This is a genomic window from Corynebacterium sp. FDAARGOS 1242 (assembly GCF_016889985.1).
Taxonomy (GTDB): domain Bacteria; phylum Actinomycetota; class Actinomycetes; order Mycobacteriales; family Mycobacteriaceae; genus Corynebacterium; species Corynebacterium minutissimum_B.
This window is the reverse complement of record NZ_CP069568.1, coordinates 777,828-803,024: the sequence shown is the minus strand read 5'-3', so window position 1 is coordinate 803,024 and position 25,197 is coordinate 777,828. Positions and strand designations below refer to the sequence as shown.

24 protein-coding genes and 7 tRNA genes are annotated in these 25,197 nt (G+C 59.1%); 8 read left to right on the top strand and 23 right to left on the bottom strand.

The genetic code is table 11. From position 1 onward, the window contains the following. Window positions 1-15: 15 nt before the first annotated feature. Window positions 16-1,194 (top strand): glycosyltransferase 87 family protein, encoded by a 1,179-nt coding sequence (locus tag I6J72_RS03830; RefSeq protein WP_204099982.1) that lies wholly within the window; start codon window positions 16-18, stop codon window positions 1,192-1,194. Here the strand turns inward: I6J72_RS03830 and I6J72_RS03825 are convergent. From I6J72_RS03825 to I6J72_RS03750, 16 genes are all read right to left on the bottom strand, one after another. Then, window positions 1,191-1,649: a hypothetical protein gene (locus tag I6J72_RS03825; protein ID WP_115022394.1), complete on the bottom strand. Its 459-nt coding sequence runs from the start codon at window positions 1,647-1,649 to the stop codon at window positions 1,191-1,193. The two genes, I6J72_RS03830 and I6J72_RS03825, sit on opposite strands and share 4 nt — an antisense overlap. Next, window positions 1,650-2,768 carry a glycosyltransferase family 4 protein gene (locus I6J72_RS03820; protein WP_115022396.1) on the bottom strand — a complete coding sequence of 373 codons (1,119 nt, stop codon included), beginning with the start codon at window positions 2,766-2,768 and terminating at the stop codon, window positions 1,650-1,652. It abuts the gene before it with no gap. Window positions 2,769-2,785: 17 nt separating this feature from the next. Next, on the bottom strand, window positions 2,786-3,691 hold the full coding sequence (locus I6J72_RS03815; protein WP_204099981.1) for a phosphatidylinositol mannoside acyltransferase: 906 nt from the start codon (window positions 3,689-3,691) through the stop codon (window positions 2,786-2,788). Between the two features lie 38 nt (window positions 3,692-3,729). Further along, window positions 3,730-4,356, bottom strand: coding sequence for a phosphatidylinositol phosphate synthase (gene pgsA / locus I6J72_RS03810; RefSeq protein WP_204099980.1), 627 nt, complete (start codon window positions 4,354-4,356; stop codon window positions 3,730-3,732). Further along, window positions 4,349-4,927 carry an HIT domain-containing protein gene (locus tag I6J72_RS03805; RefSeq protein WP_304505308.1) on the bottom strand — a complete coding sequence of 193 codons (579 nt, stop codon included), beginning with the start codon at window positions 4,925-4,927 and terminating at the stop codon, window positions 4,349-4,351. Before I6J72_RS03805 ends, pgsA begins: the two co-directional genes overlap by 8 nt. A gap of 68 nt (window positions 4,928-4,995) precedes the next feature. Beyond that, window positions 4,996-7,059 (bottom strand): threonine--tRNA ligase, encoded by a 2,064-nt coding sequence (gene thrS / locus I6J72_RS03800; RefSeq protein WP_204099979.1) that lies wholly within the window; start codon window positions 7,057-7,059, stop codon window positions 4,996-4,998. 94 nt (window positions 7,060-7,153) lie between these two features. Then, window positions 7,154-8,425: a Dyp-type peroxidase gene (locus tag I6J72_RS03795; protein WP_204099978.1), complete on the bottom strand. Its 1,272-nt coding sequence runs from the start codon at window positions 8,423-8,425 to the stop codon at window positions 7,154-7,156. Window positions 8,426-8,444: 19 nt separating this feature from the next. After that, window positions 8,445-9,071 (bottom strand): copper chaperone PCu(A)C, encoded by a 627-nt coding sequence (locus I6J72_RS03790; protein ID WP_204099977.1) that lies wholly within the window; start codon window positions 9,069-9,071, stop codon window positions 8,445-8,447. Window positions 9,072-9,147: 76 nt separating this feature from the next. Next, window positions 9,148-9,732 carry a copper resistance protein CopC gene (locus I6J72_RS03785; RefSeq protein ID WP_204099976.1) on the bottom strand — a complete coding sequence of 195 codons (585 nt, stop codon included), beginning with the start codon at window positions 9,730-9,732 and terminating at the stop codon, window positions 9,148-9,150. A 203-nt stretch (window positions 9,733-9,935) separates the two neighbouring features. Then, window positions 9,936-12,020, bottom strand: coding sequence for a VWA domain-containing protein (locus I6J72_RS03780; RefSeq protein ID WP_204099975.1), 2,085 nt, complete (start codon window positions 12,018-12,020; stop codon window positions 9,936-9,938). Window positions 12,021-12,196: 176 nt separating this feature from the next. Beyond that, window positions 12,197-12,272 (bottom strand) — tRNA-Gly (locus tag I6J72_RS03775). A 44-nt stretch (window positions 12,273-12,316) separates the two neighbouring features. Next, a tRNA-Val gene (locus I6J72_RS03770) sits at window positions 12,317-12,388 on the bottom strand. A 32-nt stretch (window positions 12,389-12,420) separates the two neighbouring features. Next, window positions 12,421-12,491: transfer RNA gene (locus I6J72_RS03765), tRNA-Cys, on the bottom strand. A gap of 31 nt (window positions 12,492-12,522) precedes the next feature. Further along, window positions 12,523-12,598, bottom strand: a tRNA-Gly gene (locus I6J72_RS03760). A gap of 38 nt (window positions 12,599-12,636) precedes the next feature. Continuing rightward, window positions 12,637-12,708, bottom strand: a tRNA-Val gene (locus I6J72_RS03755). A 39-nt stretch (window positions 12,709-12,747) separates the two neighbouring features. Next, window positions 12,748-12,823 (bottom strand) — tRNA-Gly (locus I6J72_RS03750). A gap of 215 nt (window positions 12,824-13,038) precedes the next feature. Between I6J72_RS03750 and I6J72_RS03745 the strand changes: the two genes are divergently transcribed. The 4 genes from I6J72_RS03745 to msrB all read left to right on the top strand — a co-directional run bounded on the left by I6J72_RS03745 (window position 13,039) and on the right by msrB (window position 15,511). Beyond that, window positions 13,039-13,113, top strand: a tRNA-Val gene (locus tag I6J72_RS03745). A 129-nt stretch (window positions 13,114-13,242) separates the two neighbouring features. Beyond that, window positions 13,243-13,884 (top strand): dihydrofolate reductase family protein, encoded by a 642-nt coding sequence (locus I6J72_RS03740; RefSeq protein WP_204099974.1) that lies wholly within the window; start codon window positions 13,243-13,245, stop codon window positions 13,882-13,884. Between the two features lie 20 nt (window positions 13,885-13,904). After that, window positions 13,905-15,101, top strand: a complete 1,197-nt coding sequence (locus I6J72_RS03735) for a glycosyltransferase family 87 protein (protein WP_204099973.1) — start codon at window positions 13,905-13,907, stop codon at window positions 15,099-15,101. Further along, window positions 15,098-15,511, top strand: a complete 414-nt coding sequence (gene msrB, locus I6J72_RS03730; protein ID WP_204099972.1) for a peptide-methionine (R)-S-oxide reductase MsrB — start codon at window positions 15,098-15,100, stop codon at window positions 15,509-15,511. The genes I6J72_RS03735 and msrB overlap by 4 nt, the downstream gene beginning before the upstream one ends. Before the next feature lie 44 nt (window positions 15,512-15,555). On the opposite strand, the gene hemQ is transcribed toward msrB, so the two are convergent. Next, window positions 15,556-16,257 carry a hydrogen peroxide-dependent heme synthase gene (hemQ, locus tag I6J72_RS03725; RefSeq protein WP_204099971.1) on the bottom strand — a complete coding sequence of 234 codons (702 nt, stop codon included), beginning with the start codon at window positions 16,255-16,257 and terminating at the stop codon, window positions 15,556-15,558. A gap of 125 nt (window positions 16,258-16,382) precedes the next feature. Between hemQ and I6J72_RS03720 the strand changes: the two genes are divergently transcribed. Both I6J72_RS03720 and I6J72_RS03715 read left to right on the top strand, forming a co-directional pair. Then, a complete protein-coding gene (locus I6J72_RS03720) occupies window positions 16,383-17,048 on the top strand; it encodes a DUF3000 domain-containing protein (protein WP_370552154.1) in 666 nt (221 codons plus the stop codon). A 37-nt stretch (window positions 17,049-17,085) separates the two neighbouring features. Beyond that, the gene (locus I6J72_RS03715) at window positions 17,086-18,318 is read left to right on the top strand and encodes an HRDC domain-containing protein (RefSeq protein WP_204099969.1); all 1,233 of its coding nucleotides are present in this window, start codon (window positions 17,086-17,088) and stop codon (window positions 18,316-18,318) included. Here I6J72_RS03715 and dxs read toward each other — a convergent pair. The 5 genes from dxs to dut all read right to left on the bottom strand — a co-directional run bounded on the left by dxs (window position 18,315) and on the right by dut (window position 23,960). Further along, window positions 18,315-20,231: a 1-deoxy-D-xylulose-5-phosphate synthase gene (gene dxs, locus I6J72_RS03710; RefSeq protein WP_204099968.1), complete on the bottom strand. Its 1,917-nt coding sequence runs from the start codon at window positions 20,229-20,231 to the stop codon at window positions 18,315-18,317. The two genes, I6J72_RS03715 and dxs, sit on opposite strands and share 4 nt — an antisense overlap. 99 nt (window positions 20,232-20,330) lie before the next feature. Further along, a complete protein-coding gene (locus I6J72_RS03705) occupies window positions 20,331-21,638 on the bottom strand; it encodes a class I SAM-dependent RNA methyltransferase (protein WP_204099967.1) in 1,308 nt (435 codons plus the stop codon). Beyond that, entirely contained in the window at window positions 21,631-22,281 is a 651-nt protein-coding gene (locus I6J72_RS03700; RefSeq protein WP_204100418.1) for a DUF3159 domain-containing protein, read from the bottom strand. The genes I6J72_RS03705 and I6J72_RS03700 overlap by 8 nt, the downstream gene beginning before the upstream one ends. Window positions 22,282-22,455: 174 nt before the next feature. Next, window positions 22,456-23,409, bottom strand: a complete 954-nt coding sequence (locus I6J72_RS03695; protein ID WP_204099966.1) for a DUF3710 domain-containing protein — start codon at window positions 23,407-23,409, stop codon at window positions 22,456-22,458. A 74-nt stretch (window positions 23,410-23,483) separates the two neighbouring features. Beyond that, window positions 23,484-23,960 (bottom strand): dUTP diphosphatase, encoded by a 477-nt coding sequence (dut, locus tag I6J72_RS03690; RefSeq protein ID WP_204099965.1) that lies wholly within the window; start codon window positions 23,958-23,960, stop codon window positions 23,484-23,486. Between the two features lie 117 nt (window positions 23,961-24,077). Between dut and I6J72_RS03685 the strand changes: the two genes are divergently transcribed. Further along, window positions 24,078-24,608: a DUF3093 domain-containing protein gene (locus tag I6J72_RS03685; RefSeq protein ID WP_204099964.1), complete on the top strand. Its 531-nt coding sequence runs from the start codon at window positions 24,078-24,080 to the stop codon at window positions 24,606-24,608. A gap of 91 nt (window positions 24,609-24,699) precedes the next feature. Here the strand turns inward: I6J72_RS03685 and I6J72_RS03680 are convergent, their stop codons facing one another. Next, the gene (locus I6J72_RS03680; protein WP_204099963.1) at window positions 24,700-24,990 is read right to left on the bottom strand and encodes a DUF4193 domain-containing protein; all 291 of its coding nucleotides are present in this window, start codon (window positions 24,988-24,990) and stop codon (window positions 24,700-24,702) included. Between the last annotated feature and the right edge of the window lie 207 nt (window positions 24,991-25,197).

Sequence of the window (25,197 nt, the reverse complement as noted above, 5' to 3'; positions counted from 1 at the left end):
CTCCTAGGCAATAGGATGCCAAGTGGAGACATCAACTACTACTTAGAAGGTGTCTACGGCAACGACAGTTCCGCGATGACGGAATATCCGCAGCCGGGAACGTGGCCAAGCGTTGTCCTCGCATGGCTTACCGGGGATAACCCCGATAACTACCGCGTGGCCTTCACGGTCATGATGCTCTTGGCTGACGCCCTCTTCCTGGCCCTCCTCCTCCGCAACAATGACGGGCGGCGCTCCGTGTTCGCTGCCGCGTGGTTCTGGGTTTTCTTCGGCACGGCGGCCGGTCATGTCTTTGTGTGGCGCCTTGACTTGTACCCAGCACTCCTTGTCGCAGGCGCAGGCGCACTCCTCGCTACTCATCCACGCATAGCTTCTGCACTTCTAGCGTGGGCTACCACCGTCAAACTCTGGCCGGGTGTGCTCGCCGCTGGCCTGGTGGGAGCTGCCCGCTCACGGACAACCTGGCAACGCCTAGCCGCATTCTGTGGAACCATTGTCGGAATATGCCTGGCTGTTGCAGTGCTGACCGGCGCGGATCGGCTCGTGTCTCCCCTGTCCTATCAGGAGGAGCGGGGACTTCAGATCGAATCTCTTGCGGCCACGTGGCACGTTCTTCAGGCGCACCGTCACCCGGGCACGTGGGAAATAGGTTATGCCGCATCCAAAAGCTATGAGATCACCGGCCCCGGCGTGGATACTGCTCTAACGCTCAGCACGATCGCCATGGTGTGTGCCCTGGTGTGGATAGTCGCCGTGGCTGCCTCTCGTTTCCTGCGCGGCGGCTGGGATCCCCATTCCACCGTTGTCTTCTTTGTCGCCGCAACTCTTCTGCTCATCGCAACCAATAAGGTCTTCTCACCGCAGTACATCGTGTGGCTTGGCCCCATCCTCGCCGTGGCTATCCGTTCGGAGATTCCGCGGGAGACACCGAATGACAAGCGGTTGGCATCCGACCGCACTGGGCTGCGCACCATCATGGCCATTCTCGCGGTAGCCGCGGCAGCACTGGGAACGTATATCTATCCCTACGGTTATGACTACGTGTGGCTTCACCTGGGTGAGAATCTGCAGCCGGTCTACGCACTCGTGGTGCGCAACCTGCTGATTCTCAGCATGGCTGTTACCGCCCTCATGTGGCATCGCCTTGAGTTCACCGCCGCACGGACTGCGGAGCAGTCAACGCGGACAGATTAAACGTCGATCTGGCTGAGCTCAAAGAACTCCGGAAGCTTGGCCGTGCCGCCCAAGCGGAGCCACTTCACTGCCGGACGCAGGCGTAGGGCGCGGGTATCGCTGACCGCCTCGTTGTAGAAGCGGTGGGCGAGGTGGATGCGCCCCTCGGCGTCGGCAAGCAAGGCAGGCCTAGTTTCGAAACGCTGCGCAATCGCTGCTGATAGCTCCCGCTCACGCGTCGTCCGCTCATCGAAATTCCCCTGGGTCAAGTCCGTGGACTCAGCGCGTGCTGCAAGGTGTTGGAGCTCCGGAGCCAACGCGCTGATCACCGCCGCCCGACGGTCAAGGGTAGCCTCAAGCTGCGCGAGGGCCGCGTCGGTACGGATGTGTAAAGAGTTGAGACGCTGCGCCGTCAACAATGCCCACATGGCAATAACGAGCACCACGGCTAAGGCGATGACAAGTTCAATGGCCATCTACTTCACCTGCACCTTCGTTCCATCCGCCACAGTTTCATAGACCTGCATCACGGCTGCGGCGACGTGGTCCCAGTCGTACTCACGAGCGCGTTGCTCGCCTGCTCGTGTCAAGGCCGCGCGCTTGTCCGGGTGAGCCACGAGTTCTTCTAGAACTCGGGCGAGGTCCGTAGCGTCCCCGTTGCGAAAGAGCACACCCGCGGGAGTATCCGATTCGACATTGCACACCGCGGCAAAAGCTTCAAGGTCTGACGCCACCACGGCGCATCCAGCGGCCATGGCCTCCACGAGCACAATGCCGAAACTCTCCCCGCCAGTATTAGGCGCAACATAAATATCCGCTCGACCAAGGATGGCGGCCTTCTCCGCATCGCTGACGCGGCCGACGAAGTCCACGCCAGGGACGCTGCGTGGGTGGCCACCGCCCATGACGGTCACACGCACTTTTTCCGGAAGGAGTGTGAGGGCTTCAAGGAGAATGTCGAGGCCTTTGCGTGGTTCATCGAGGCGCCCCAGGAACACGATCTCTACCGGCGTCTCACTACCGCCTTCGCGGGGCAGTGCGTGGTCTTGAGCCTGTGCGCGTTCACGGGCATAGACCGAGGTATCCACTCCATTCGGGATGAGGACGGGGTCCCCACCAAGTTGCTCAACCTGCCAGCGCCGCGCCATCTCCGACACAGCAATTCCTCCGCGAATCTTCTCCAGATACGGGCGAAGTATAGGTTTGACCAAGGTGAGAACCAACGAACTGGAGGCGGACGCATGGTATGTCGCCACGATGGGCCCCTGCACCATGGCTAACGCTGCCATGGAATAGCTCGGCGAATTGGGTTCGTGGATATGAAGGACGTCGAACTGCCCTTCCCGGATGAAACGCTTGATATTGCGGCCCACGTGCGGGCCAATAGCGAGACGAGCCACGGATCCGTTATAGGTAATAGGGATTGCCCAGCCACCTTTGCGGACGAAGCTAGGCACCTGCGTGCTTGTCGACGCCGGCCCCAGCACCTCAACCTCGTGTCCTTGCTCGATAAAAACCGTAGCCAGGTCAAGGATGTGGGCCTGAACTCCGCCGGGTTCATCAAAAGAGTAGGGGCAGACAATACCGATGCGCATGATGGTCTTCCTCTTCCCTACTGTGTGTCTCGCTGCTTGTGGCGGCGACGTTCAACGTCCGTGTTCCACTGCGGCTGCAACATATGCCAGTCTTCCGGATGCTCACGGATGTTGTCGGCAAAGCCATCCGCCATCCGTTGGCAGGTTTCCTGCAGCGTTGTGGCCTCTATCTCAGGGCTCACGGAAAGCCCCCAGCCATCGCCGTCGAAGTAGGAATGCACGACATGCAGCGCCGCACCAGTCTCGATGGCCAATTGGGCCGGACCTGCCGCCACGTTGGCGTCCTCCCCCATGAAGTCCACAGTGACGCCAGTACGGGTGAGATCGCGTTCAGCTAGAAGACACACCACACCGCCACGTTCAAGAGTGTCTTTGAGACGCGGGAAAGGTGAGACCGAGGCTCCGGTCAGAGGGAGGACGGTAAAGCCGAGGCTTTCACGGTAGTCCACGAAGGCATCGAAAAGCGCCTCCGGCTTCAGCCTCTCTGCCACCGTGGTGAACCCTCCGTAGTGGTTCACGCAGAACACACCTGCCATGTCCCAGTTTCCCGAGTGCGGCAAAGCGAAGATGACTCCACGGCCGGACGCGATGGACGCATCCGAATGTTCTTTGCCTTTCATTCCTGCGAGAAGCTGCTCATGTAAGGACGGGTCCGCGTGGATGGCAGGCAGGCGAAAAGCCTCAAGCCAATAGCGCATATAGGATCGCATAGAGTCCCGCACCAACGTCCGGGTGACATTCTCTGGGCCCACCACACGGCTGAGGTTCTGGCGTAGCTGTTCCATTCCCGCACCATTGTCGCTGGCATAGTCGGCGCCGCGTTCAAATAGCCACGCTGCAACTGGCTGCGGAAGATAACGCACAATCTTCCAACAAGCAATATATGCGGCAGCAGTAAGGTTCTCCCGATTCACACGTGCCATGGTAGATGCTCCCTCCTTGGGAATGGGGGCTTAAGGGTCTACAGGTCCTTCATAAACCGAGATGTGGTGTCTTGGCGTGCTGCCTGACGCATGCGCTGGTAGATAGTGAACACCGACCCCACGGCCAGCAACCACAACGCAATCTCCAGCGCATAGGGAACGCCGAGCCCCTCGAGGCCCACGCCACCCAGGCCGAGGATAAGGCGTTCGGGGCGTTCGACGAGACCGCCGACCATCTTAAAGCCGGAAGCTTCTCCACGGGCCTTGACATAAGAGATGACCTGGGAGCTGACCAGCACAATCATGCAGGCGGCGAAGTTCAATGGATGGGCATTGTCAATGTAGACCATCCAATAGGCAATGGCGGCGAATAGTGCGCCGTCGGTGATGCGGTCACATGAGGCATCCAGCGTTGCGCCAAACTTCGATCCGCCCGTGGTCAGGCGAGCCATTGTGCCGTCGAGCATGTCGAACGCAGAAAACAGGCCGGACAGAATAGCAGCAGCAAAAAGGTGATCGAGCGGGATAAGGATGACCGAGATGGCGATGGTGACGATGGTGCCCACCACGGTTACCGCATTCGGGGTCAAGCCCATCTTGAGAAAGAGCTTGGCCACCGGTACCACGACCACGGCGGCGGGCTTGCGCCCATGAACACTAAGCATGTGCTTCTCCTGGAATGAGTCCCTCGTCAGCGAGCTCCGCCCACCCCTGTGCGAGCAGAGAGCGGGTGTCTTTGAGGAGCTGCGGCAGCACTTTAACTCCATCCACAATAGTCATGAAATTCGAGTCTCCACTCCAGCGCGGCACAATATGCATGTGGAGATGCTGACCCACAGATCCTCCCGAGGCGCGTCCCAGGTTAAACCCAGCATTGACCGCGTCAGGGCCCGAAACCTTTTTGAGAACCCGAATGGCAGCCCGGGCAAAGCGGAAAAGCTCCTGGGACTCTTCTTCGGTGAGATTCTCAAGCTCAGATTCTTGACGGTACGGAATGACCATCATGTGGCCGGCGTTGTAGGGGTACAAATTAAGTACGCAGTAGACGAGCTCACCGCGGGCCACGATGAGTCCGTCTTCGTCCGCCATCTGCGGAATCTCGATGAAAGGATTACGAGCAGTTTTAGGTACGTCGCCGGCACCGCCCTCACGCTTGATGTAGCTCATGCGGTACGGCGCCCACAGGCGCTCCAAGCGGTCGGGGCTTCCCAGGCCGGTATCGACGTATTCTTCCACTCTGTGTTTCGTCCTTTCTTCGGGGTCCAGACTCCCCTGCCTGGACGTCGTCGTCTCAGGAAATCCGCTTAGACGCGCTCGGCGATGCTGTCTTTGGTTGGCTGTTCGTTGTTGCGCTCGCGAACCCACGCCTCAATGACCTCGACAGCGGTTGCCACCGGCACGCCGTTGACCTGAGTGCCGTCGAGGAAGCGGAAGGACACCGCGTTGGCCTCGACATCTCGCTCACCTGCGAGCAACATGAAGGGAACCTTGCCGGTGGTGTGGTTGCGGATCTTCTTCTGCATGCGGTCATCGGAAGTATCAACATCAGCACGCAGCCCACGCTTGCGCAGTTCGGCGCAGACCTCCTCCAGGTGTGGGGCGAAGGTATCAGCAACCGGAATGCCAACCACCTGGTGCGGGGCCAACCAGGCAGGGAAAGCACCAGCGTAGTGCTCAAGGAGCACACCGAAAAAGCGCTCAATAGAACCGAACAGGGCGCGGTGGATCATGATGGGGCGCTGCTTGGTGCCGTCCGACGCCGTGTACTCCAGCTCGAAGCGCTCCGGAAGGTTGAAGTCCAGCTGGACGGTGGACATCTGCCAGGTACGGCCAATGGCATCGCGTGCCTGCACAGAAATCTTCGGACCGTAGAAGGCTGCACCAGCCGGATCCGGAACCAAGTCGAGCCCAGACTTCTCCGCTACCGACTGCAAGATCTTCGTCGAGCGCTCCCAAATCTCATCAGAACCGACGTACTTATTCGGGTCCTTGGTAGAAAGCTCCAGATAGAAGTCATCCAGGCCGTAGTCCTTGAGCAGGGAGATGATGAACTCCAGTACCTTGGTCAGCTCTTCCTCCAACTGCTCCGGAGTGCAGTAAATGTGGGAGTCGTCCTGGGTAAAGCCGCGCGCACGGGTCAGGCCGTGAATGACACCGGACTTCTCATAGCGGTAGACAGTACCGAACTCGAAGAGGCGCAGCGGCAGCTCGCGGTAGGAGCGGCCACGCGAGGCGAAGATGAGGTTGTGCATGGGGCAGTTCATCGGCTTGGCATAGTAGTCCTGCGGCTGCTTGGTGCAGTTGCCGTCGTCGTCCCACTCGCCGTCGAGCTGCATCGGCGGGAACATGCCGTCTGCGTAGAAGTCGAGGTGACCAGACTTCTTGAACAGATCGCCCTTGGTCAGGTGCGGGGTGGACACGAAGGAGTAGCCGTCCGCGATGTGGCGGCGGCGGGAGTGCTCTTCCATCTCCATGCGCACGGTCGCGCCATTGGGGTGGAAGACCGGGAAGCCGGAACCGATCTCGTCCGGGAAGGAGAACAGGTCCAGCTCCGCACCGAGGCGGCGGTGGTCACGCTTCTCTGCCTCTTCCACCATGGTCTTGTAGGACTCAAGCGCCTCCTTAGATTCGAAGGCGGTGCCGTAGATACGCTGCAGACCAGCTTTGGACTGGTCACCGCGCCAGTAGGCGGCCGAAGAACGCGTCAGAGTAAAAGCGGGAATGTACTTGGTGGTTGGAACGTGCGGTCCACGGCACAGATCGAACCACTCCACCTCACCGGTGCGTGGGTTGATGTTGTCGTAGTGGGTCAGATCTCCGGCACCAACTTCGGCGGCCTCATCGGAATCCGGATCTACGTTGCCCTTGTCTTGGACCAGCTCCAGCTTGAAGGGCTCGTTGGCGAGGGCTGCTTCGGCTTCCTCAGTGGTTTCGTACACGCGGCGCTCGAAGCGCTGGCCGCCCTTGATAATCTTCTTCATGCGCTTCTCAATCGCCTTGAGGTCCTCGGGGGTAAAGGGCTCGGCGGTTTGGAAGTCGAAGTAGAAGCCGTTCTCAATGGCGGGGCCGATGCCCAGCTTGGTGCCAGGGAACTCGGCCTGTACGGCCTGGGCCATGACGTGACCGCAGGAGTGGCGGATAACAGCGCGGCCGTCTTCTTCGCAGGCGGCTACGGGCGTGAATTCGGCGTCGGTCTCCGGGGTGTGGGACAGGTCGAAGAGGGTGCCATCGGCACCGCGGACCACGACGACTGCTTCTGGGCCCTTGTTGGGCAGGTCATGCTCGCGCATTGCCGCACCCACGGCAGTTCCGGCCGGGACCCTAATCGGCTCGTAGTTGACCGGGACTGCTGGAATCATTTCCGCCATGACTTGTTGCGCTCCTTTTGCGCTCACGCGCCGCTCGACATACCTGGCCGAGCAGCACTCATTGAGAAAGTTACAGCGGCTAAGTCTACCCCTGCTAACTGCGGATCAGCGACTCGCCCCAGAAGGTTTCGCCCTCGGTTCCGGCAGGCACATAGTACATGGCCGAGCCGATGTGGGTAATCCACTCATTGAGCCGGTCAGCTTCATCAAGGCGCGCCTGGATTGGTTCGAATTGCTTTGACGGGTCCTTCTGGTAGCAGATGAAGATCTGCCCGGCATTACTGAGCTCGCCCCGAGCGGTCGTCTCCGGCGTTGGCGGCAGGTTGTAGTTAAAGGGTCGGCGCAAAATCTTCTGTTCTGGGTGATCGGCCGGCGGATGAGCGCGCGCAACGTGAGAGTTTTCATCAATCGCCTTGAGCCCGAACTCATTGCGGGCGTCAAGATCCACCGAGTCGAATTCTTCCTGTGCTCCCAGCGGTGCGCCAGTATCAAGCGTGCGCCCAGTAGCGGTTTCGCGCCCAGCACGGTCGAGCTCTTCCCATGTATCGAGGTTCATGTGGATGCGGCGCACCACCATGGCGCTGCCACCAGCGAAGGTGCCTTCATCAATCCAGACTTGCTCCGCAAAATCATCGTCCGTACGCGGGTTAACCGTGCCGTCCTTTTGCCCGAAAAGATTGCGGGCCGTTGTGCCCTTTGGCGCGGATCCATAGGCGTGGCTGAAGCCCTGCTGTACCCAGGCGACATCCGCGTAATCTTTGCCGGCACGCGTCATGTGTCGGAGCACATGGGCTGCCGTCAGCGGGTCATCGCTGCAAATCTGCAAGACGATGTCAGTTTGCCCCCACTCCGGGCGCAGGTCATCGTGCTCGTAGGCGCGGACATCTCTAAGCCAGCTGGGCTTGGCGACGTCCACCGCATCGAAAAAGCGCTCTCCCCACCCACACGTCACGGTGAGGTTGGCGGGAGTCACAGCAAGTTCAGGTTCGAGGCTACCAAGTGGGTTCTCCCCTGTACACAATCGGCGCGCGTCTTCGGTCCACAAACGCATCAGGGCCTTAGCACCACGAGCACCAACATTCTTCTTAAGGTTGAAGCCCACTAGTTCAACGTGTGCCTGTACTGGAGTTTGGATTCCGGCTTGGTGTTTGCCATCGAAAGCGACGATGTCGCCGCCCATGGTTTCTTCAGCCTCAGTCGGCCCCGTACTGGCAGCGTCACCAGCTCGCTGCGCGTCGTGCTGACCAGCAGTATCGGAGGTATCAGTATCGGCTTGTGCGCAGCTGGCCAGCGCTACTGCGCTGGCAGCCACTGCACTTCCGGCTAGCAATCCACGCCGGCTGACAGGTTCCTCGAACCCGCTCATTGTTTCCTTCTCTCTGTGTTTAGTGCTTGTGATCCATGTGGTCGCCGTGATCCATATGGTCGCCGTGCTCCATATCGCCATAGTTCTCGTCGCCTGCACCGATGGAACGTACGGGGATGTCGCCGAGTTCGACCGTGGATCCGTCGCCCAGCTCCAGCGTCATCGTCACGTGTTCACCGGCCATAATCGGCTCGGCCACGCCCATAAGCATGAAGTGGTAGCCGCCGGGCGCCAGCTCCACAGATTCACCGGCCGGGATGTCGAAACCGCCGGCTTTCTCCTGCATGACACCATCGACGACCTCATGAATCTGGTTCTGCTTCGCCTCGATAGACGAGGTGAAACCTACGACCGAGATGTCCTTGTCCGTGGTGTTGTGGAGCGTGCCGAAGATGGCGGTCATGTCAGAGCCATCCTCCATCGCACGCACGACGCCATCCTCGAAGGAAATGGCGTCATTATTGGCATCCTTCGCTTGGCTGGAGTCGGCTGAAGCAGACTTCTCGGCTGTCGAAGCTGCACTCGAAGCAACGTCCGTGGACGCTGCGGTTGAGTCTTCCTCACTATTCGAGCAACCGGTCAAGGTAAGACTTGCAACCGCAAGGGCTGCTACGGAAGAACGAAGGGCGGTACGAGACATCAGCATGGAACATGCCTTTCTGTATTAAGGGGATTTCTCCAGCAATTGGTGTGTTAAGGCCGCTAGCGTGTTGATAGGTTTCTTAGGAGTCGCCGTTAGCACGACGAGTCTTCGCACCGAAGACGAAGACCACAGCCGCCACGACGAGTACCGCGCCTAGGCCGACAATCCACTTGGCAGGACCCGACAGTGCGCTGAGCGGCGCATCAGTATCGCCTTCTTGACTGTCGTTGTTGTCAACTTCGCCGGCGCTGCCAGCTGAGCTTGCCCCGGCAGCATCGGCACCGGATGCAACACTGAACTCCACCGAACCAGGTGTGGGGTGACCATCAGAAGACGTGATACGGAATCCCACCTGGTAGTCGCCATCGCCGGGGTCAATATCCTCAGGAACCTCGACGGTGAGATTACGGCCATTGATGGTCGGTTCGGCGTCGAACAGAACCTCGCCCGAATCTTGGTCAGTGACAGCGAAAGTGTTGAAAGTGTCCTTCGGAATGCCGGAGAACTCCAGCGTGATCTCACGTGGAAATTCCTCGAGCGGAGTGTCACTCACCACGTTGCCGCCGATAACCGAATCGTGGGCCACCGCCATCGGCGCAGAAAAGCCAAGCAAGAGCCCAATGGCTCCGGCGGCGAGGGCGGTGGTGACCTGACGCAGCTGCATCGTGCGGACAACTCCTTGTGGGTCGGATGAAACTTTTGATGGATGTTCCCTCATCCTATAGCCGGGAGGGACGCGCTAGCCAATCCTTCACCCCGCGCGGAGTGCGCGAGGTTACCAAGTAGTCGCTGCGACGAGAGGGAAAGTTCCCCGCCGCAGCGAATCTTGTTGAATAATTGTTTCATCGCGAGCGTGAGCTGCGAGTTTTACCTGCCTCGGCCGCGGAGAAGAAATGCGACGAGGCCGATAAGGACAATCAAGAGAATGAGTCCCGCCGCCCCCAACGCGTAAAGGAGCCCACTCATCGTCTTGCCAGACTTGTCATCAGCGCCACGGGCTTGGTTCTTCGTCTCTGTCTTGTTGTCATCCGAAGGGTGTGGCTGTTCAGTCTTGTCACTGACAGGCTCATACTTCGGCCCCTGGATAGGTTCACCCAGCACCTTGGAAGTGAGGTAATACTTCATCGTGGCACGTTTGTCAGTGAGGTTGTCTTCGCTATCCCCTAAGTCAGTTTGCTTACCTGCGTCCAGCGTCACCACGATGTAGTAGTCACCCTCCAACCAGTTCGCGTTGCCATAGGAGTTTGCCGCATCAGAACTGAAGCGGTTGGCAAAGGCAGTAGGCTTGGCCGCCGAAGCCGATCCCTCATCCCCCTCATTGGGCCAGATCACGAATTCTCGTTCCCCAGCTTTCTCACGGACTGGATTGAGGATCGACACGTTAAGGCCTGAATACTGGAGAGCCCGCTCGTCCGAGACCTCACCAGCTCTAATTGCGGCGGCCAACTGCTGGCCTTCCTTCATAGGGACCTTATAAACATGCGCTTCGCCCTGCACAATGTCGGTTTCGATGGTCTGACCACTGCGAAGCTCCGCGGCATTGTCAAACCAGTTTCCGGGAGCCATTTGTTCAGCACCGTTGGCGTTGGCATGGAGTTCACCGTCCATCTCGCTGCTGAGACCGCTAACAAGTTCATCCATATTGGATACCGGGTCAACACGGTGAAGCAAGATCTCCACGTCAAAGGGCTCATCGACCTTGTACTCACCTGCGCGCATCGCGGTCAAGACCAAGTCACCTTGGCAGTTCTCGGAACCGATTTCGTAGGTATAAGCGTTAGCGCTAGGCAGGGCGTCAGATACATTGCCAGTGTGCGCACTGTCCGAATCAGCTGTGCACTCATCTGAGCCTTCATCGCCTCCATGCGTACCCGTTGGTGGTTCTGTACCATCGCCGAAAAACGTCTTCATAAATAAGCTATTCGGAGTTCCTACTGACCCTTCTAGAGTTTTGTACATCGTCGCCACATAGCGCTCGCCTGGTTTGACGGGGATAGACCATGACTCCGCGTGAAAGTCGGTGCGAGAATCCTCGCCGCCATTCGGCGGGGCATCCAACTCAGCCCGGAAGATGAAGTCCTCACCGGACTCCCAACGCGGCAACTCCGTCGGCTGTGAGATGTCTTCGCTACCTTCAATCTGTTCCACGGTGGACTCATAAAGGTTTGCAGCGCGCCCAGCGGCCTTCTTAATCATTGCCGCCAGGGAATCTGCATCATCGGCGTCCAGATACTCGCCGCCTGCGGCATCTGCGATACAGGAGAGCTCCTTACGGGCCTCCTCATCGACGTTAAAGCCAATGGTGTTGATGACCAGGTCGATGCCCTGCTCATGAAGTTCTTTAGCTACTTCACATACCGGCGGCGGCGCGCAGGTGTCGATTCCGTCAGATACAAGCACGATGGTGCCGTGCTGGCCACCCAATTCCTCTGCGGCCTTCTTCAAGGAATCACCAATTGGTGTATACCCCTTAGCCTGGAGTGCGTCGATGGGGCCAGTGAACGAATCCCCTACGTCCTTCTTCGGTCCGCTCACCACGTGTATGTCGCGGCAGCCTTCTTCTTGATTCTCTGGGGCCTCATCAACCGTTCCGCCGTAGGTAACAAGCCCGAGCGGAATGGTTCCACCCAACTCATGTACAAAGTTCTTGGTCGCGTCTTTTGCTGCGTCCAGACGCGTCTGACCACCAGCATCCTGCGAGTTCATGGATCCAGACGAATCCAGCACCAACATTGTCGCACCGCTGTTTTCATCTACGGGAGCAGCATCCTCCGAGCGTGGGGATGGAGATGCTTCAGCTGCGGGAGAATCCGAGTCAGTTACTCCAGTGGGGTTCTGCGCGCGGGCAGGTACTCCGGAAGCCCCGAGCGCTCCCAGGAGCACCAGCAGCATAACAGCGATAAGAGCCAACCATCGCTGGGCTGGTGTTGAACGTGTGGGCAGAGTTGTCATAAAGAGGTGTCCGCTTCCTTGAATTGAGATTGCTGTGAGTAACACCATAGATAAAAACTCGGAAGCGATCCCCGCTGTGGGGAAGCTTCCCCCCTTTCCGACCCGCCCTTAACCCCACCCACGGGTAATGAAAAGAGTAAAGGGCGTCTTTCCTTTGTGGAAAGACGCCCTTTTCGTGGAGCGGATGACGAGACTCGAACTCGCGACCCTCACCTTGGCAAGGTGATGCGCTACCAACTGCGCTACATCCGCGTGACAAGCCGTGGCTCGTCACGGGTTTCCGTAAAGAAACCCTGTGCGCGATACTGGGATTGAACCAGTGACCTCTTCCGTGTCAGGGAAGCGCTCTCCCGCTGAGCTAAACGCGCGCAGTGCCCATGGAGTGGGCACTAACAGTTTGAGGTGGAAACGGGAATCGAACCCGTGTGCACGGTTTTGCAGACCGTTGCCTCACCACTCGGCCATTCCACCGTGGCGATACCGCCTCACACACTACATGTGCTGGAGCGGATGACGAGACTCGAACTCGCGACCCTCACCTTGGCAAGGTGATGCGCTACCAACTGCGCTACATCCGCATTCGAAACCAGGCCCGGTTTCTAGGACAAAGTCCTTGTGCGCGATACTGGGATTGAACCAGTGACCTCTTCCGTGTCAGGGAAGCGCTCTCCCACTGAGCTAATCGCGCTTATGTAATTGTCAAGGCCGTCCAGCTAAGTGGAGGTCTTGGAGCGGATGACGAGACTCGAACTCGCGACCCTCACCTTGGCAAGGTGATGCGCTACCAACTGCGCTACATCCGCATTGCATCTTCCCGGCTGGTGTGCCGTGGTGCGAGTAAAGACATTATCGTGCACCGTCCCAGTTTCCAAATCCGCAGCCCACGGCAATAATTCCACCAACTGCCAAAGGTCGAAGATTACACCGGTGTGATTGAGACCCATTTCGGCGAAAATGCGGTTGAGCTGGGCGATTAGGGGGTTAGTCTAACTGCGGTGTAGCTTAAGGGCTGCACCGAGGTTCTATAGCTCAGTGGGAGAGCGTTCCGTTCACACCGGAAAGGTCGCTGGTTCAATCCCAGCTAGGACCACCAAACCCCGCAGCTACGCTGCGGGTTTAGCTGTTTTTATAGTACTGCATGTGGCCTCAACATGGATACAGAGTAGCTGGACCATGGATACAAAGTAGCTGGCCGCAGTTAGCCCACGTACCCTCGGATGTCATGGATGACACCGCACTCATTGACTCGTTGCTGGGCCCCGATAGCGAGGGAATTCGCCTTATCGCGGTCAGCACTCTCCATGGCTCGGCCACTATTGACGGAACGTCGGACCCTATGGGCAATGACGCCGATGCCAAGCTCTTCGCCGCGTTACGCGAGTGGGCGGACGTTGCTGTGGTCGGCTCGGGCACGGTGAAGGCGGAGGGGTATGAGGCGTCGACAAGCACGCGCCTCGCCGTCTTCAGCCACTCCCTTAATTTTGAGGGTTTCGAGGAATTCATCGCCGGCAGTCCCATTATTCTCACCCCAGAGGATCGTGCGGACTCCGAAGAGGCACATGCCTTGGCTACAGCTGGTGCGGAGATTGTGAGCACTGGTACTGGCACGGTCACTGAGGCCATCGAGGCCCTTCGTGCACGCGGCGCTACACGAATTTCCTGCGAAGGTGGACCGTCGGTTTATTCAGCCTTCATCGAAGCTGGGCTTGTGGACAAGCTGTACCTGACAATGGATCCGCATCTGTCACCCTCTGTGGAAAAGCCCGTTGTCGACGGCAGCGCGACGTCTCCAGCGCTTTGTTTAGAGCTCGAGAACGTCACGCCTGTCGACAGCACGGTGTTTCTGCGCTACCGGCGCATATAAACCCCGTAAACTCTCTTGCCGTGACTTCTCTGGCCTCCTCTCCCCCGACCCCTGCCCGACTGTGGACAGCCGCCGCGTGGCCGACAGCCGTCGTTCTTGTGTTTCACCGTGTTGTCGTCCTTGCTTTTACCGGGACGGTCACGGATGACTTCGGCACGGTGTACCGCGCGATTCGCCGCTTCTGGGAAGGTGCGCCAGTATATGAGCAGGATTATTCCTCCGTAGAACCGCTTTACCTCTACAACCCCGGAGCAACGGCACTGCTCTCCCCCATGGGTATCGTTTCTGAGGAGCACGCACGCTACGCCTTTATCCTCGCCAATGCTGTGGCCATCATCGCCGCCTTGACGCTCCTGACTCGCTATGTGGGCCATAGCCTGCGCGGCCCTGTATTGCCCATCAGCATCGCGGCAGCTTTTGCCTCCGAGTCCGTCATCAACACCTTGGTGTTCACCAACATCAACGGCCTACTCCTGCTGGCCATGGCAGCATTTCTCGTCCTCCTAGAGAAGCACGGTTGGGCAGCAGGGCTATGCATCGGACTAGCCATTTTGGTCAAACCCCAATTCGCGCCGCTACTTTTCCTCGCACTCGTGCGCACCCGGTGGTGGGCACTGGGCCTCGGTCTGGCCGTGCCCATCACTGCCAACCTCATCGCCTGGCCGCTCATTCCGGGCGCTGAGGGATTCCGCAAGCATCTTCTGCCCTACCTTTCCACCACACGTGATTATGCAAATGCTTCATGGCCAGGTGTGAAGGCCTACTTCGACATGCCAGGAGCCCTCTACTACCCCATATGGCTGCTGTTCGCTGTCTTGTGCGCCGTGGCCATCCTCGGTTTGCTGCGCTGGCGCGACTCCGAGCCCGAATTCTGGGCACTGAGCACTACCGGCATCATCATGGCGGGAATCTTTTTCCTGTCATCACTAGGACAGCAGTACTACTCCATGTGGCTTTTCCCCATGATGTTCACGGTTCTGCTGCATCGCTCGGTTTTCCACACGTGGGGCGCATGGTTGGCGGCATTTTTATTCTTGGCGCCGTTCGAGTGGACGTCGACAAGCATGCCCACCGCCGCACATTGGATAAGTGTGTTCATCGCCACCATCGGGTGGGGTTTGCTCATCGTGGTCACTGCCGCATCGGTGGTCGGCTGGTGGATATCCGAACGCAATGGTGGCCCGAAGGCGGACAAGAGCGATAAAATCCCCGCATGACCGATTTCAAGCTCATTGCGGATACCGAATGGCGCAAGCGCCTCACCCCTGAGGAGTATTACGTCCTGCGCGAGGCCGGAACCGAGCCCCCACACGTTGGCGAATACACCAACACCACCACCGAAGGTGTGTATTCCTGCAAGGCCTGCGGCACCGAGCTTTTCCGTTCTACCGAAAAGTTCGAGTCACACTGCGGTTGGCCGTCCTTCTTCTCCCCACTGGCAGGAGACAAAATCATCGAACGCGAAGACAACTCGCTTGGCATGCGCCGCGTCGAGGTATTGTGCGCCAACTGCGAATCACACTTGGGCCACGTTTTCGAAGGCGAAGGCTACGATACCCCTACCGACCTGCGCTACTGCATCAACTCCATCTGCCTCACCCTCGAAGAAAAGCCGGTCGAAGGTTAAACCTTCAACCGGCCCATTGTGAGCTCTCTGCAGACGGCTCCGCGTTAGGGAAGCACGGCGATAAGCTCTGCCACATCCTTGACGCGGCGGCCCGTGTGGAACGGGATTTCCTCACGCACATGGTGGCGTGCCTCGGTGTAGCGCATGAGGTACATCAGATCGACGATGCGGTGTAGCTCAGGAGCCTCAAAAGCAAGGATCCATTCGTAATCACCTAGAGCAAACGCCGGAACGGTGTTCGCGCGAACATCCGGGTAGTCACGGCCCTGCATGCCGTGCTCCATGAGGATGCGGCGGCGCTTTTCCTCATCCATGGTGTACCAGTCATAAGAACGCACGAAGGGGTACACAGAAATCCACTCGCCTGGTTCTTCACCCATGATGAAGGACGGCAGATGGGACTTGTTGAACTCTGCCGGGCGGTGCAGGGCGTTGCCTACCCACGTCACCTCAGACACCTGGCCCAGGACGGTCTCTCGGCGGAAATCAGCGAACGCCTTTTGAATGTCGGCGAATTCTTCTGCGTGCCACCAGATCATGAAGTCCGCGGATTCGCGCATGCCGGACAGGTCATAGATGCCACGCACGACAACCACGCCAGCCTGCTCGAGGTCAGCAAAGAATTTTTGTGCCTGGGCGATGGCCTGCTCACGCTCAGTGCCCAGTGCGCCAGGAATCACCTGAAACACTGCGTGCTGCGAATACCGCTGGACCTTATTGAGCTCGTTGAAGTTGACCTTCGACATGCATTTCTCCTTGCTAGGAAGCGATTAGAATTCCTATCCATCATAAGTTGTAGACCTTGCCGTGCGCCACTAGCCCACGGCGCGCCTTCCCCCGCTTGCGGCACAGAACTTATACGTTGTTTCCCGTGAGCAATTCAGACGTTTCTTCGCGCACCTTGGCAGGGGCACCGACCAACCTGCATGATCGTGCTTCGTCCGCCAACGGCTCCCAAACTGCAGAGCCGTCGACTCCGGCCGCTTTCACAGAGGCCGTTGAGTCCCTTCATGCAGCGCAGCTGCGCTCTGAAATCACCTTGGGCACCATTCGCCCGCCGCAGCGACTAGCGCCGTTTAGCCATGCCATTGGTTTGGAGGTTGAGCGCGGACACCACGACGCAGACATCGTTCCAACCGATTCCGAAGGTGATGCCTTCGGTCGTCTCATCCTTCTGCACGACCCTGGCGCTGAAGAAGCGTGGGAAGGTGCCATGCGCCTTGTCGCCTATATTCAGGCTGACCTGGAGGATTCGGTAGCAGGCGATCCGCTGCTTCCCGACGTCGCCTGGGAGTGGCTCACCGAGTCCTTGGAGTTGCGCGAGGCTACCCACACCAATCTGGGTGGAACCGTAACGTCAACGTCCTCGGTGCGCTTTGGCGAAATTGGCGGCCCGCCGCGTGCCTACCAGCTTGAGATGCGCGCGTCCTGGACTGCTGAGGGACTTGACCTGGCTCCACACGTCGAGGCATTCTCCCAGGTGCTAGCGCTCGTTGCCGGCCTGCCGCCGGAAGGCGTGGCCGAACTCGGCCGCTAAGCACCGCGATACATAAGCTCACGGAGGAGGCCCAGGGATGCCCGAACTGCGCCACGTGCCCAAGGATGGTACCCCGAAGGTCCTCGCGTCCCCGCGTGACTTCCATGCGGCCGCCGACCAACTCGCAGCTGGTACTGGACCTTTTGCTATCGATACCGAGCGCGCCTCCGCCTACCGCTTCGATGACCGCGCCTTCCTCGTGCAGATTCGCCGAGAAGGCGCCGGAACGGTTCTGCTAGCCCCAGAGAATCACCGTGCGGAGTTTACCGCCGCGCTGGCGCCCGTACTTACTGGGCAAGACTGGGTTCTCCACGCAGCGCCTTCTGATCTTCCTTCTTTGGCGTGGCTCGGCCTCTACCCGGGAACGCTGTTCGATACGGAGCTGGCCGCCCGCTTCGCAGGTTTTGCGCATCCCAACCTGGGTGCCATGATACTGGAGCTTTTCGACGTCGAGTTGGAAAAGGGCTTTGGCGATTCCGACTGGTCTGAAACCCCTATCCCGCAGAAATGGCGCAACTACGCAGCACTCGACGTTGAGCTCCTCAACGAACTGGCAGTAGCATTGCGCGATATCCTCGCAGAGGAAGAGAAGCTGGACTGGGCCTACGAAGAATTTGACCATATCGCCGCTGAACACGCAGGCATCACCGCGCCAGAGCCGCGTTCGTGGCGCGAGCTCAAAGGCGTATCCTCCCTGCGTTCGCGCGAGCAGCTCGCTGTAGCCCGTGAGCTGTGGCAACGCCGCGAATCTATAGCACGTTCGCAGGACCTCGCCCCTAATCGCCTGCTTCCCCATCGCGTGCTCGTGGAGATCGCGCGCCGAGTTCCCACCACGCCCTACGAGATCAACAAGATCAAAGGCTTTCCCCGACGCCGTGGCGGAGCGACCCTGCAATGGCTCGATGCCGTCACCACGGCGCTTAAGAGCCCGAAAGAAGAATGGCCGGTCCAGCTACGCAGCCCGCAACCTGTGCCCTCAAAGTCTGTCTTTACCCGCGAGTTCCCGGAACTTTGGTCTGTGTATCAAGACATTCGCGGCGCCTTCGAGGACCTCGGTGACGAGCTCACCATGAACTACGAACTCATCCTTAAGCCGAGCCTTGTCCGCGCAGCTGTGTGGGCTGCCTTAGGACCTGAAGGCGGCGTGGCCGGCGAGATTTCTGGTTCTGCGGACATTCCCGGCTTCTTGCTTTCCCAAGGAGCGCGCGAATGGCAAGTAGAACTTGCTACCCCGCTCATCGCAGACGGCCTCCACGCCTTCCGTGGTTAGGCCTCGCCTGAGCCTTCCTCGTCGCTGCGCGCAGCAACCCACTCCTCAACCGACTGCGCAATGCCCTGCGGCGTAATACCGAACTCATCGAGGATTTCTCCACGGCTGGCGTGGCGCGGGAAGGTGCTCGGTATGCCGAGACGATGCACCGGAGTATCCACGTCTGCTGCGTCTAGGGCCTCGGCGACCATGGAGCCCACGCCGCCGCGCAGCACGCCATCCTCGACAGTCACGACAAGGTCATGGTCGCCAGCCAGCGCCACAATGGACTGCGCAACGGGCACTGGCCACCGTGGGTCCACCACCGTGACGTTGAAGCCGCGTGCCTCAAGCAGTTCAGCAGCACCCAGTGACCGAGTGCTCATTGCTCCGACAGAGACAATCAGAACGTCGGTCGCTTCCTCTTCAGTGTCATCGGAATAGCGCAGGATGTCCACGCCATCATCCAAGCGCTTGAGTTCGTCTGTGTCTTCAAGCAAATTGCCCTTGGGGAAACGGACGACAGTGGGGCCATCATCAATGGCGATAGCTTCGTTGAAGAGCTCGCGGAGACGAGCACCATCGCGCGGTGCAGCAATGCGCATGCCCGGCACGATGCTCATAAACGCCATATCCCACACGCCGTTGTGCGAAGGACCATCGGAGCCCGTTACGCCCGCGCGATCAAGCACAATGGTCACCGGCTGCTTGAGCAAAGCAATGTCCATAATGACTTGGTCCACCGCGCGGTTGAGGAAGGTGGAATACACCGCCACCACCGGGTGCATCCCGGCCAAAGCCAAGCCAGAAGCAGAGGCCATTGCATGTTGCTCAGCAATACCTACATCAAAGAAGCGCTCCGGAAACTCTTCTTGGAAAGGCGCCAAGCCAGTAGGCCCAGCCATTGCCGCAGTGATTGCCACAATATCCTCGCGAGCGTGACCTGCCTTGATGAGCTCTTCAGAAAAGGCTGCGGTCCACCCTGGCTGTTTCTGCCCCTTGGACACGCCAGTCACCGGGTCGATAGCACCTGTGGAGTGCATTTGGTCCTTCGGCTCATTGACGGCCGGGGCAAAACCATGTCCCTTCTCCGTCACCGTGTGGACGATGATGGGACCCTCATAATCGCGGGCATAGCTCAGTGCGCGGACAACCGCATCAATGTCGTGGCCATTGATAGGACCGACGTATTTGATACCGAGCTCCGGGAACATCTCCGTGGGCATGACGGTGGACTTCACGCCTTCCTTCATGGCATGAAGGGCATCAAAAGTACGCTCACCGACCCAGCCCATGGATTTCAGGCGCTTTTTACCCAGTTCCATGAACTCGTCGTATCCATGCTGTGCACGGATACGACCAAGGTTTTCTGATAGCCCGCCAATAGTGGGCGAATAAGAACGGCCGTTGTCATTAACTACGATGACCACGTTGCGGTCTTTATCCGCGGAAATATTGTTCAGCGCTTCCCAGCACATGCCACCGGTCAGGGCGCCATCACCCACGACGGCCACGGCGTTGCGGTGCGATTCGCCGCGAATCTTAAAGGCCTTAGATAAGCCATCCACCGTGGACAGTGCGGCCGACGCGTGCGAAGATTCGGTCCAGTCATGTTCTGACTCAGTACGGTCGGTGTAGCCAGACAAGCCACCTTTCTGGCGCAGAGTATCGAACTGCGCGGTGCGGCCGGTCAGCATCTTGTGCACGTAGGACTGGTGAGAGGTGTCGAAGACGATGGGATCACGAGGAGAGTCAAAGACGCGGTGAATCGCCACGGTGAGTTCAACCACGCCCAAATTGGGGCCGAGGTGGCCACCGGTGACAGATACCTTCTCAATGAGGCGCTGGCGGATATCCGCCGCGAGCTCGGCCAGCTGCGTCTTGCTCAGAGCCTTGAGATCAGCTGGCGATTCAATGGAATCCAGAATACTCATAGAGCTGCCGTCAACCCCTTCATCTTTCGTACTTTCTTTACCACCGTACCCGCTTATGTACGTGACACGACAATCATTAGGCAGTGCTTCTCTTCTGTCTTAGGCAGCAGGGACGAGCAGTGCCAAAGTTTCAAAATGATGAGTCCCCGGGAAAGCGTTAACCATGGCTAAACGCTGCAGTCGATAACCGTGCTCCGACCACGCGGCGAGGTCACGGGCAAAGGTTGCAGGGTCGCAACCAACATGCAGCACTTTTCGAGGCTCCGCCACAGCTACTGCAGCGATAACATCAGCACCTGCACCGGTGCGTGGAGGGTCCAGAATCACGCTGACCGGCTTCGGCAGCTGGGCCGCAACCTCCTCGACTGTGGCGGTGCGAAACTCCACATCAATTCCCTCCAGCCCTGGTTGCGCGCCAGAGGCTGCGGGTGAATAGTCAACGGAATACACCGTAGTGTGTCCTCCCTGCGGGGCAGTGACCTCCGCTAGAGCTGGCACGAACAGTCCCACACCGCCATAGAGATCCCACGCCACTAGCTGCGCAACGTCACTACGTACCTCGTCCGACTGGACGCCGTCACCGCTGGCTGGCGCAAGCCACTCGCGCGCGATGCGCGTATAGGTATCAGGCGCTGCGACGTGTGCCTGCCAGAACGCCGTGGGCGGGAGGCGGAACTCGCGGCCATCCGCCCGCTGGACCACATCCTTCGCCGGAGCCTCGATAACCTCCCGCACCGTTTCGACACGGCGTCCCCTCGGTGCTTTACGGGACTCCACAACGTGGCGGTTGCCATCACTGTCCATCACGGCAATGACCTCAGCACCAGGCGTGAAGGTACGGGAATTGGGGCCGACGAGGCCGTCGACCAGCCCCGGTACTAGTTGGCTACAGGCCACGTTCGTGATGAGTTCGGTCGAACCACGTTTCCTCGTACCGGCACGCCCCTGCTTGTCGACGCCCAACCGTACCCGCGTCCGCCAGCCTCGTTGCGGTTGCAGGTCGATGCTCTCGACCTCGGGGGTGTGTTCAATGCGCGCAACGCGGCGAAGTTGGTCAAGCAAGACCTCAACCTTGATTCGCGGTTCCGCGGCTGGATCCAGTTCGGCGAAATCGCAACAACCGGCTCCTTTTTGTGCTGCCGGGCATGACGACTCCACGCGGTACTCCCCTGGCGCAATGACCGCACCACGCTCTGCTTCTACAAAAGACTTCTTGACCTTCCGTGCGGTCACGGTGAGGCGATCTCCTGGGAAGCCGCCCGCAACGAAGCACACACGGCCATCCGGGGCTGCACCGATGCCAACCCCTCCATGCGCCATCCGCTCGATAGTGATGTCGAAGGACTGCCCCTTTGTGACAGGTTGAACCGCCTCAGCGGCAGAGGACGTGGCGTCGGGACTAGTCATCGACGGTCTCCTTCTCAGTGGTGGCGACTTCAGTAGTAGCGTCCTGAGTAGTAGCGTCCTTGGTGTTTTCTGAAGCTTCGTCCACAGCCGCATTGGCGCGGCGCACCATCCAAATAGTGAGCAGGGTGACGACGCCGGTAAGGGGCCAGCCCATGATGATGCGGACAATACCCAGGGTGGTGGTCGCGTCGGCGTCGTACAGCGCGCGTTGCACAGCAAAACGGGCGATGAAAACCACAGCCCAGCCCGCTGTAGCCCATGCATAGGCACGGCGTGCCTTCGGAATCGTGCGCCAACTCATGTCATCGCCGTTGAGGCCCTTCCACACCACGCCAACCAACGGCCAGCGCACGACGATGGATATCACCGCAACGATAAAGAGCACCAACGACATCCAAATTCCGTAAAGGAAATAGCCTTTGGCATCCCCTGTAAACCACGCGATGCCCGCACAAATTCCTACTCCTAGCAGGCCCGACAGAGCCGGCTGAAGCGTTTCCTTGCGCAGGAGGCGCCACACGCTAATGAGCAACGCCACACCCAAGGCAGCGAAGAGAGCCGGCCCCAGGCCCCAGACATTATTCACCGGGATGAGGACGAGTACCGGCAACGTCGCTGAGACTAAGCCGGTAAGGCCGCCCATCTGCTCTAGGAGGGAAGGCTCAGCGTTGGCTTCTGCCGTCGCCGACTCTTCTCCCCCTGTGTCCGGCGCAGCGCCATCGTTGTCCAGAGAAGTAGCGGCAGATGTAGCGGCTTCGTACTTATCCGCGTCAGGATTAGGTGTGGTCACGGTGGTGAGTGGTCCTTGTAGGTACTGTTAGTTCTTGTCCGTGTCATCGAGCTCACGCAGCTGTTCGCGAGCCTGAGCTTCTGCAGGAGTTTCGTTCTCGCGACTGCCGGCGGTGTCTTGGGCGCCGGCGTCTGCGTTGTTGGCCGCTGCCTCTTGTTGGCGCTGCTGTAGAGCCTGCGAGACCTGCTCCGCTAGTTGCTGTGGCAGCATCACGGGCAGGGAGCTACCAGCAAGGATCGGGTCCTCACCGCGGTAGATGAAGGTGCGGGCCACGACTTCGCGGCCGAGCTTAGCCAACTCCTCTTCTTTCCCCGCTGGGGCTGCCAGCGTGAGGCGGTACATCCAGCGCGGTCCTTCCACACCGATGATGCGGATGCCGCCCTTGTCGCTAGTGCCAACGATTTCTGAACCCCATGGCCCATCCTCCGGGTGAGCAGAAAAACCATCAGACTCCAAGCCATGAATGATGTCGGCTGCGGACTCCGACCACTGACCCGAGGTGCGCGGAGCAGCGAAAGCCACCGGAGTCATCCGACCATGCGAGGTGAGGATGTGAAGCATACGGGGGCCGTCCTGCCCCATCTCTACCTGTACCTGGGAACCCTTAGGCAGCGGGATACGCATCGAGCCAAGGTCAAGCAAACCGACGGAGAAATCTTCGAAGTTGAACTCTGTGATATCAACGGTGTCGCCATCGTAGGGGCCCATGTCACCATTGACAGCATCGTGAGCTACGGCCTTAATGCCCCGCGCTGCGGCACTATCGGCACTATCGGCGCTATCGGCATTATCATTGTCCTCGCTCACAAGGCCTGCTGAGTGCGAAGACTCAGCCGCGGTGTTCTCCGAAGCCTCGATGGGAGCTGCAGCGTCGTTTTCTGCGTGTGCCGGTGCGGCAACACCCGACGCTGCCTCGTCGCGCTCAACAGTGCTCTCTGAGCTGTTCTCTTTGTTCTTCTTGCCAAAGGGCCACAACGCCATTGTCTCTGCCTTTCTGCTAATCGGTGTGGGCACGAACGATGTTCGTTCAGTGTCTACTGGGATCTACTGGGGTACTAGTTCACGCCGGTGGAACCGTAGCCACCGTCGCCGCGTGCGGTGTCATCAAGCTCCTCGACCTCGTTGAAGCCCACCAGCTCCACGCGCTGCACGATGAGCTGCGCAATGCGCATACCGCGCTCAACCTCGAAGGTCTTGGTTGGATCGTGATTAATGAGACATACCTTAATCTCCCCGCGGTAATCTGCATCAATAGTCCCCGGAGTATTGGTGACGGAGATGCCATGCTTGGCAGCCAGACCTGAGCGCGGGTGGACCAATCCCACCGTGCCCAGCGGCAGGGCAATCGCAATACCGGTGCCAACCAGAGCGCGTTCACCGGGGCGCAAGGTGACATCATGTGCGGCATAAAGATCCGCGCCAGCATCGCCTCGGTGGGCGCGCTTTGGCAACGGAAGCTCTTTATCAAGGCGCTTTACCTTGACATCACCAAAAGGACTGACCGGATCTACAAGGGGGTGTTGCTCATTCACTCGGCCCAGCCTACCTTGTCCCCTCTACCTAGGTTCCACGTCCCAGGGGCGCTCACGCCCTTCGTGCTCCCCTGGGAGGTTAGGCCACTCATCGAATGGTGACTAGAATCGAGGGCCATGACTTCCAGTTCCTCGCCAGCCGAGCAGACCCCTGCTGATGATTCCCCGGTTGTTCTCTACCGCGAGCGCCAGTGGGTGCCGTGGTACTGGTGGCTAATGGCAGCTTTCGTTGTGGTGATTAGTACAGCAACGGTCAGCCTGAACCGCGGAATTCTATGGGTCATCATTCCCGCTATCTTGCTGTCCGCCATCGCTGTATGGGTGCTGCTGACATGGTCCAACACTGTCGTGCGCGTGGAGCAAGACAGTGACGGCACTAGGTGGCTGACGGTCAAGGAGGCCCAGCTGCCCCACGATGTGGTCGCGCGCAGCACTGCGGTGCCCGCCACCGCACGTCGAAATGCACTCGGCCCGCAGCTGGACCCAGCAGCTTTTATTGTCACGCACGGTTGGGTTCCTGAGCACGTCATGCTCGTCCTCGATGACCCCGAAGACCCCACCCCCTATTGGCTCATTGGTTCAAAGGACCCCGAGAAACTGCTCGCGGCTTTCCTTCCCGACCAGGCCGGGGCGAGCGCGACTCGCTGAGGGCGTCACAGTGTCTTCAGTACCCACAGTGGCCAACAACGGCTCGCAGTGGCCACAGCCCGCTCAAGGGCGACATGCTTAAGCAGCGCTGTTAAGCACAATCCTTGCACACAAGTTCACCGTTCTCTTCGTGATCCAAGCGCTTGTTGGACTGGACAAGAAAACATAGCGAACAGGTGAATTCGTCGTCCTTGCGCGGAACAACGGTGACGTTGAGTTCTTCGCCCGTCAGGTCAACTGACGGCGGCTCAAACGCCTCAACAATTTCACCGTCATCATCCATGCCATTGTTATCGTTTTCTGCTGCCTTGAGACCCTCGAGAGAGTCAGCCTCAAGCTCGTCTTCAGCTCGGCGACGCGGTGCGTCATAATCGGTGGCCATAGTATTCGCCCCTGTGTGTCAGATCGATAGGAATGTGTATTTATCGACGGCATCCTAAACCACGCGCGCCTTACTGTCACACTCGCCTCGCCGCGGGGGCACGATTCTGTTCACCCCCGCATCATTCTCCTTGAGCATTACCCCATTACAGACTCCTTTTTTCGTGGATTTTTCCGCCTAGAAAAATTACCTTGATCCACCTCACAC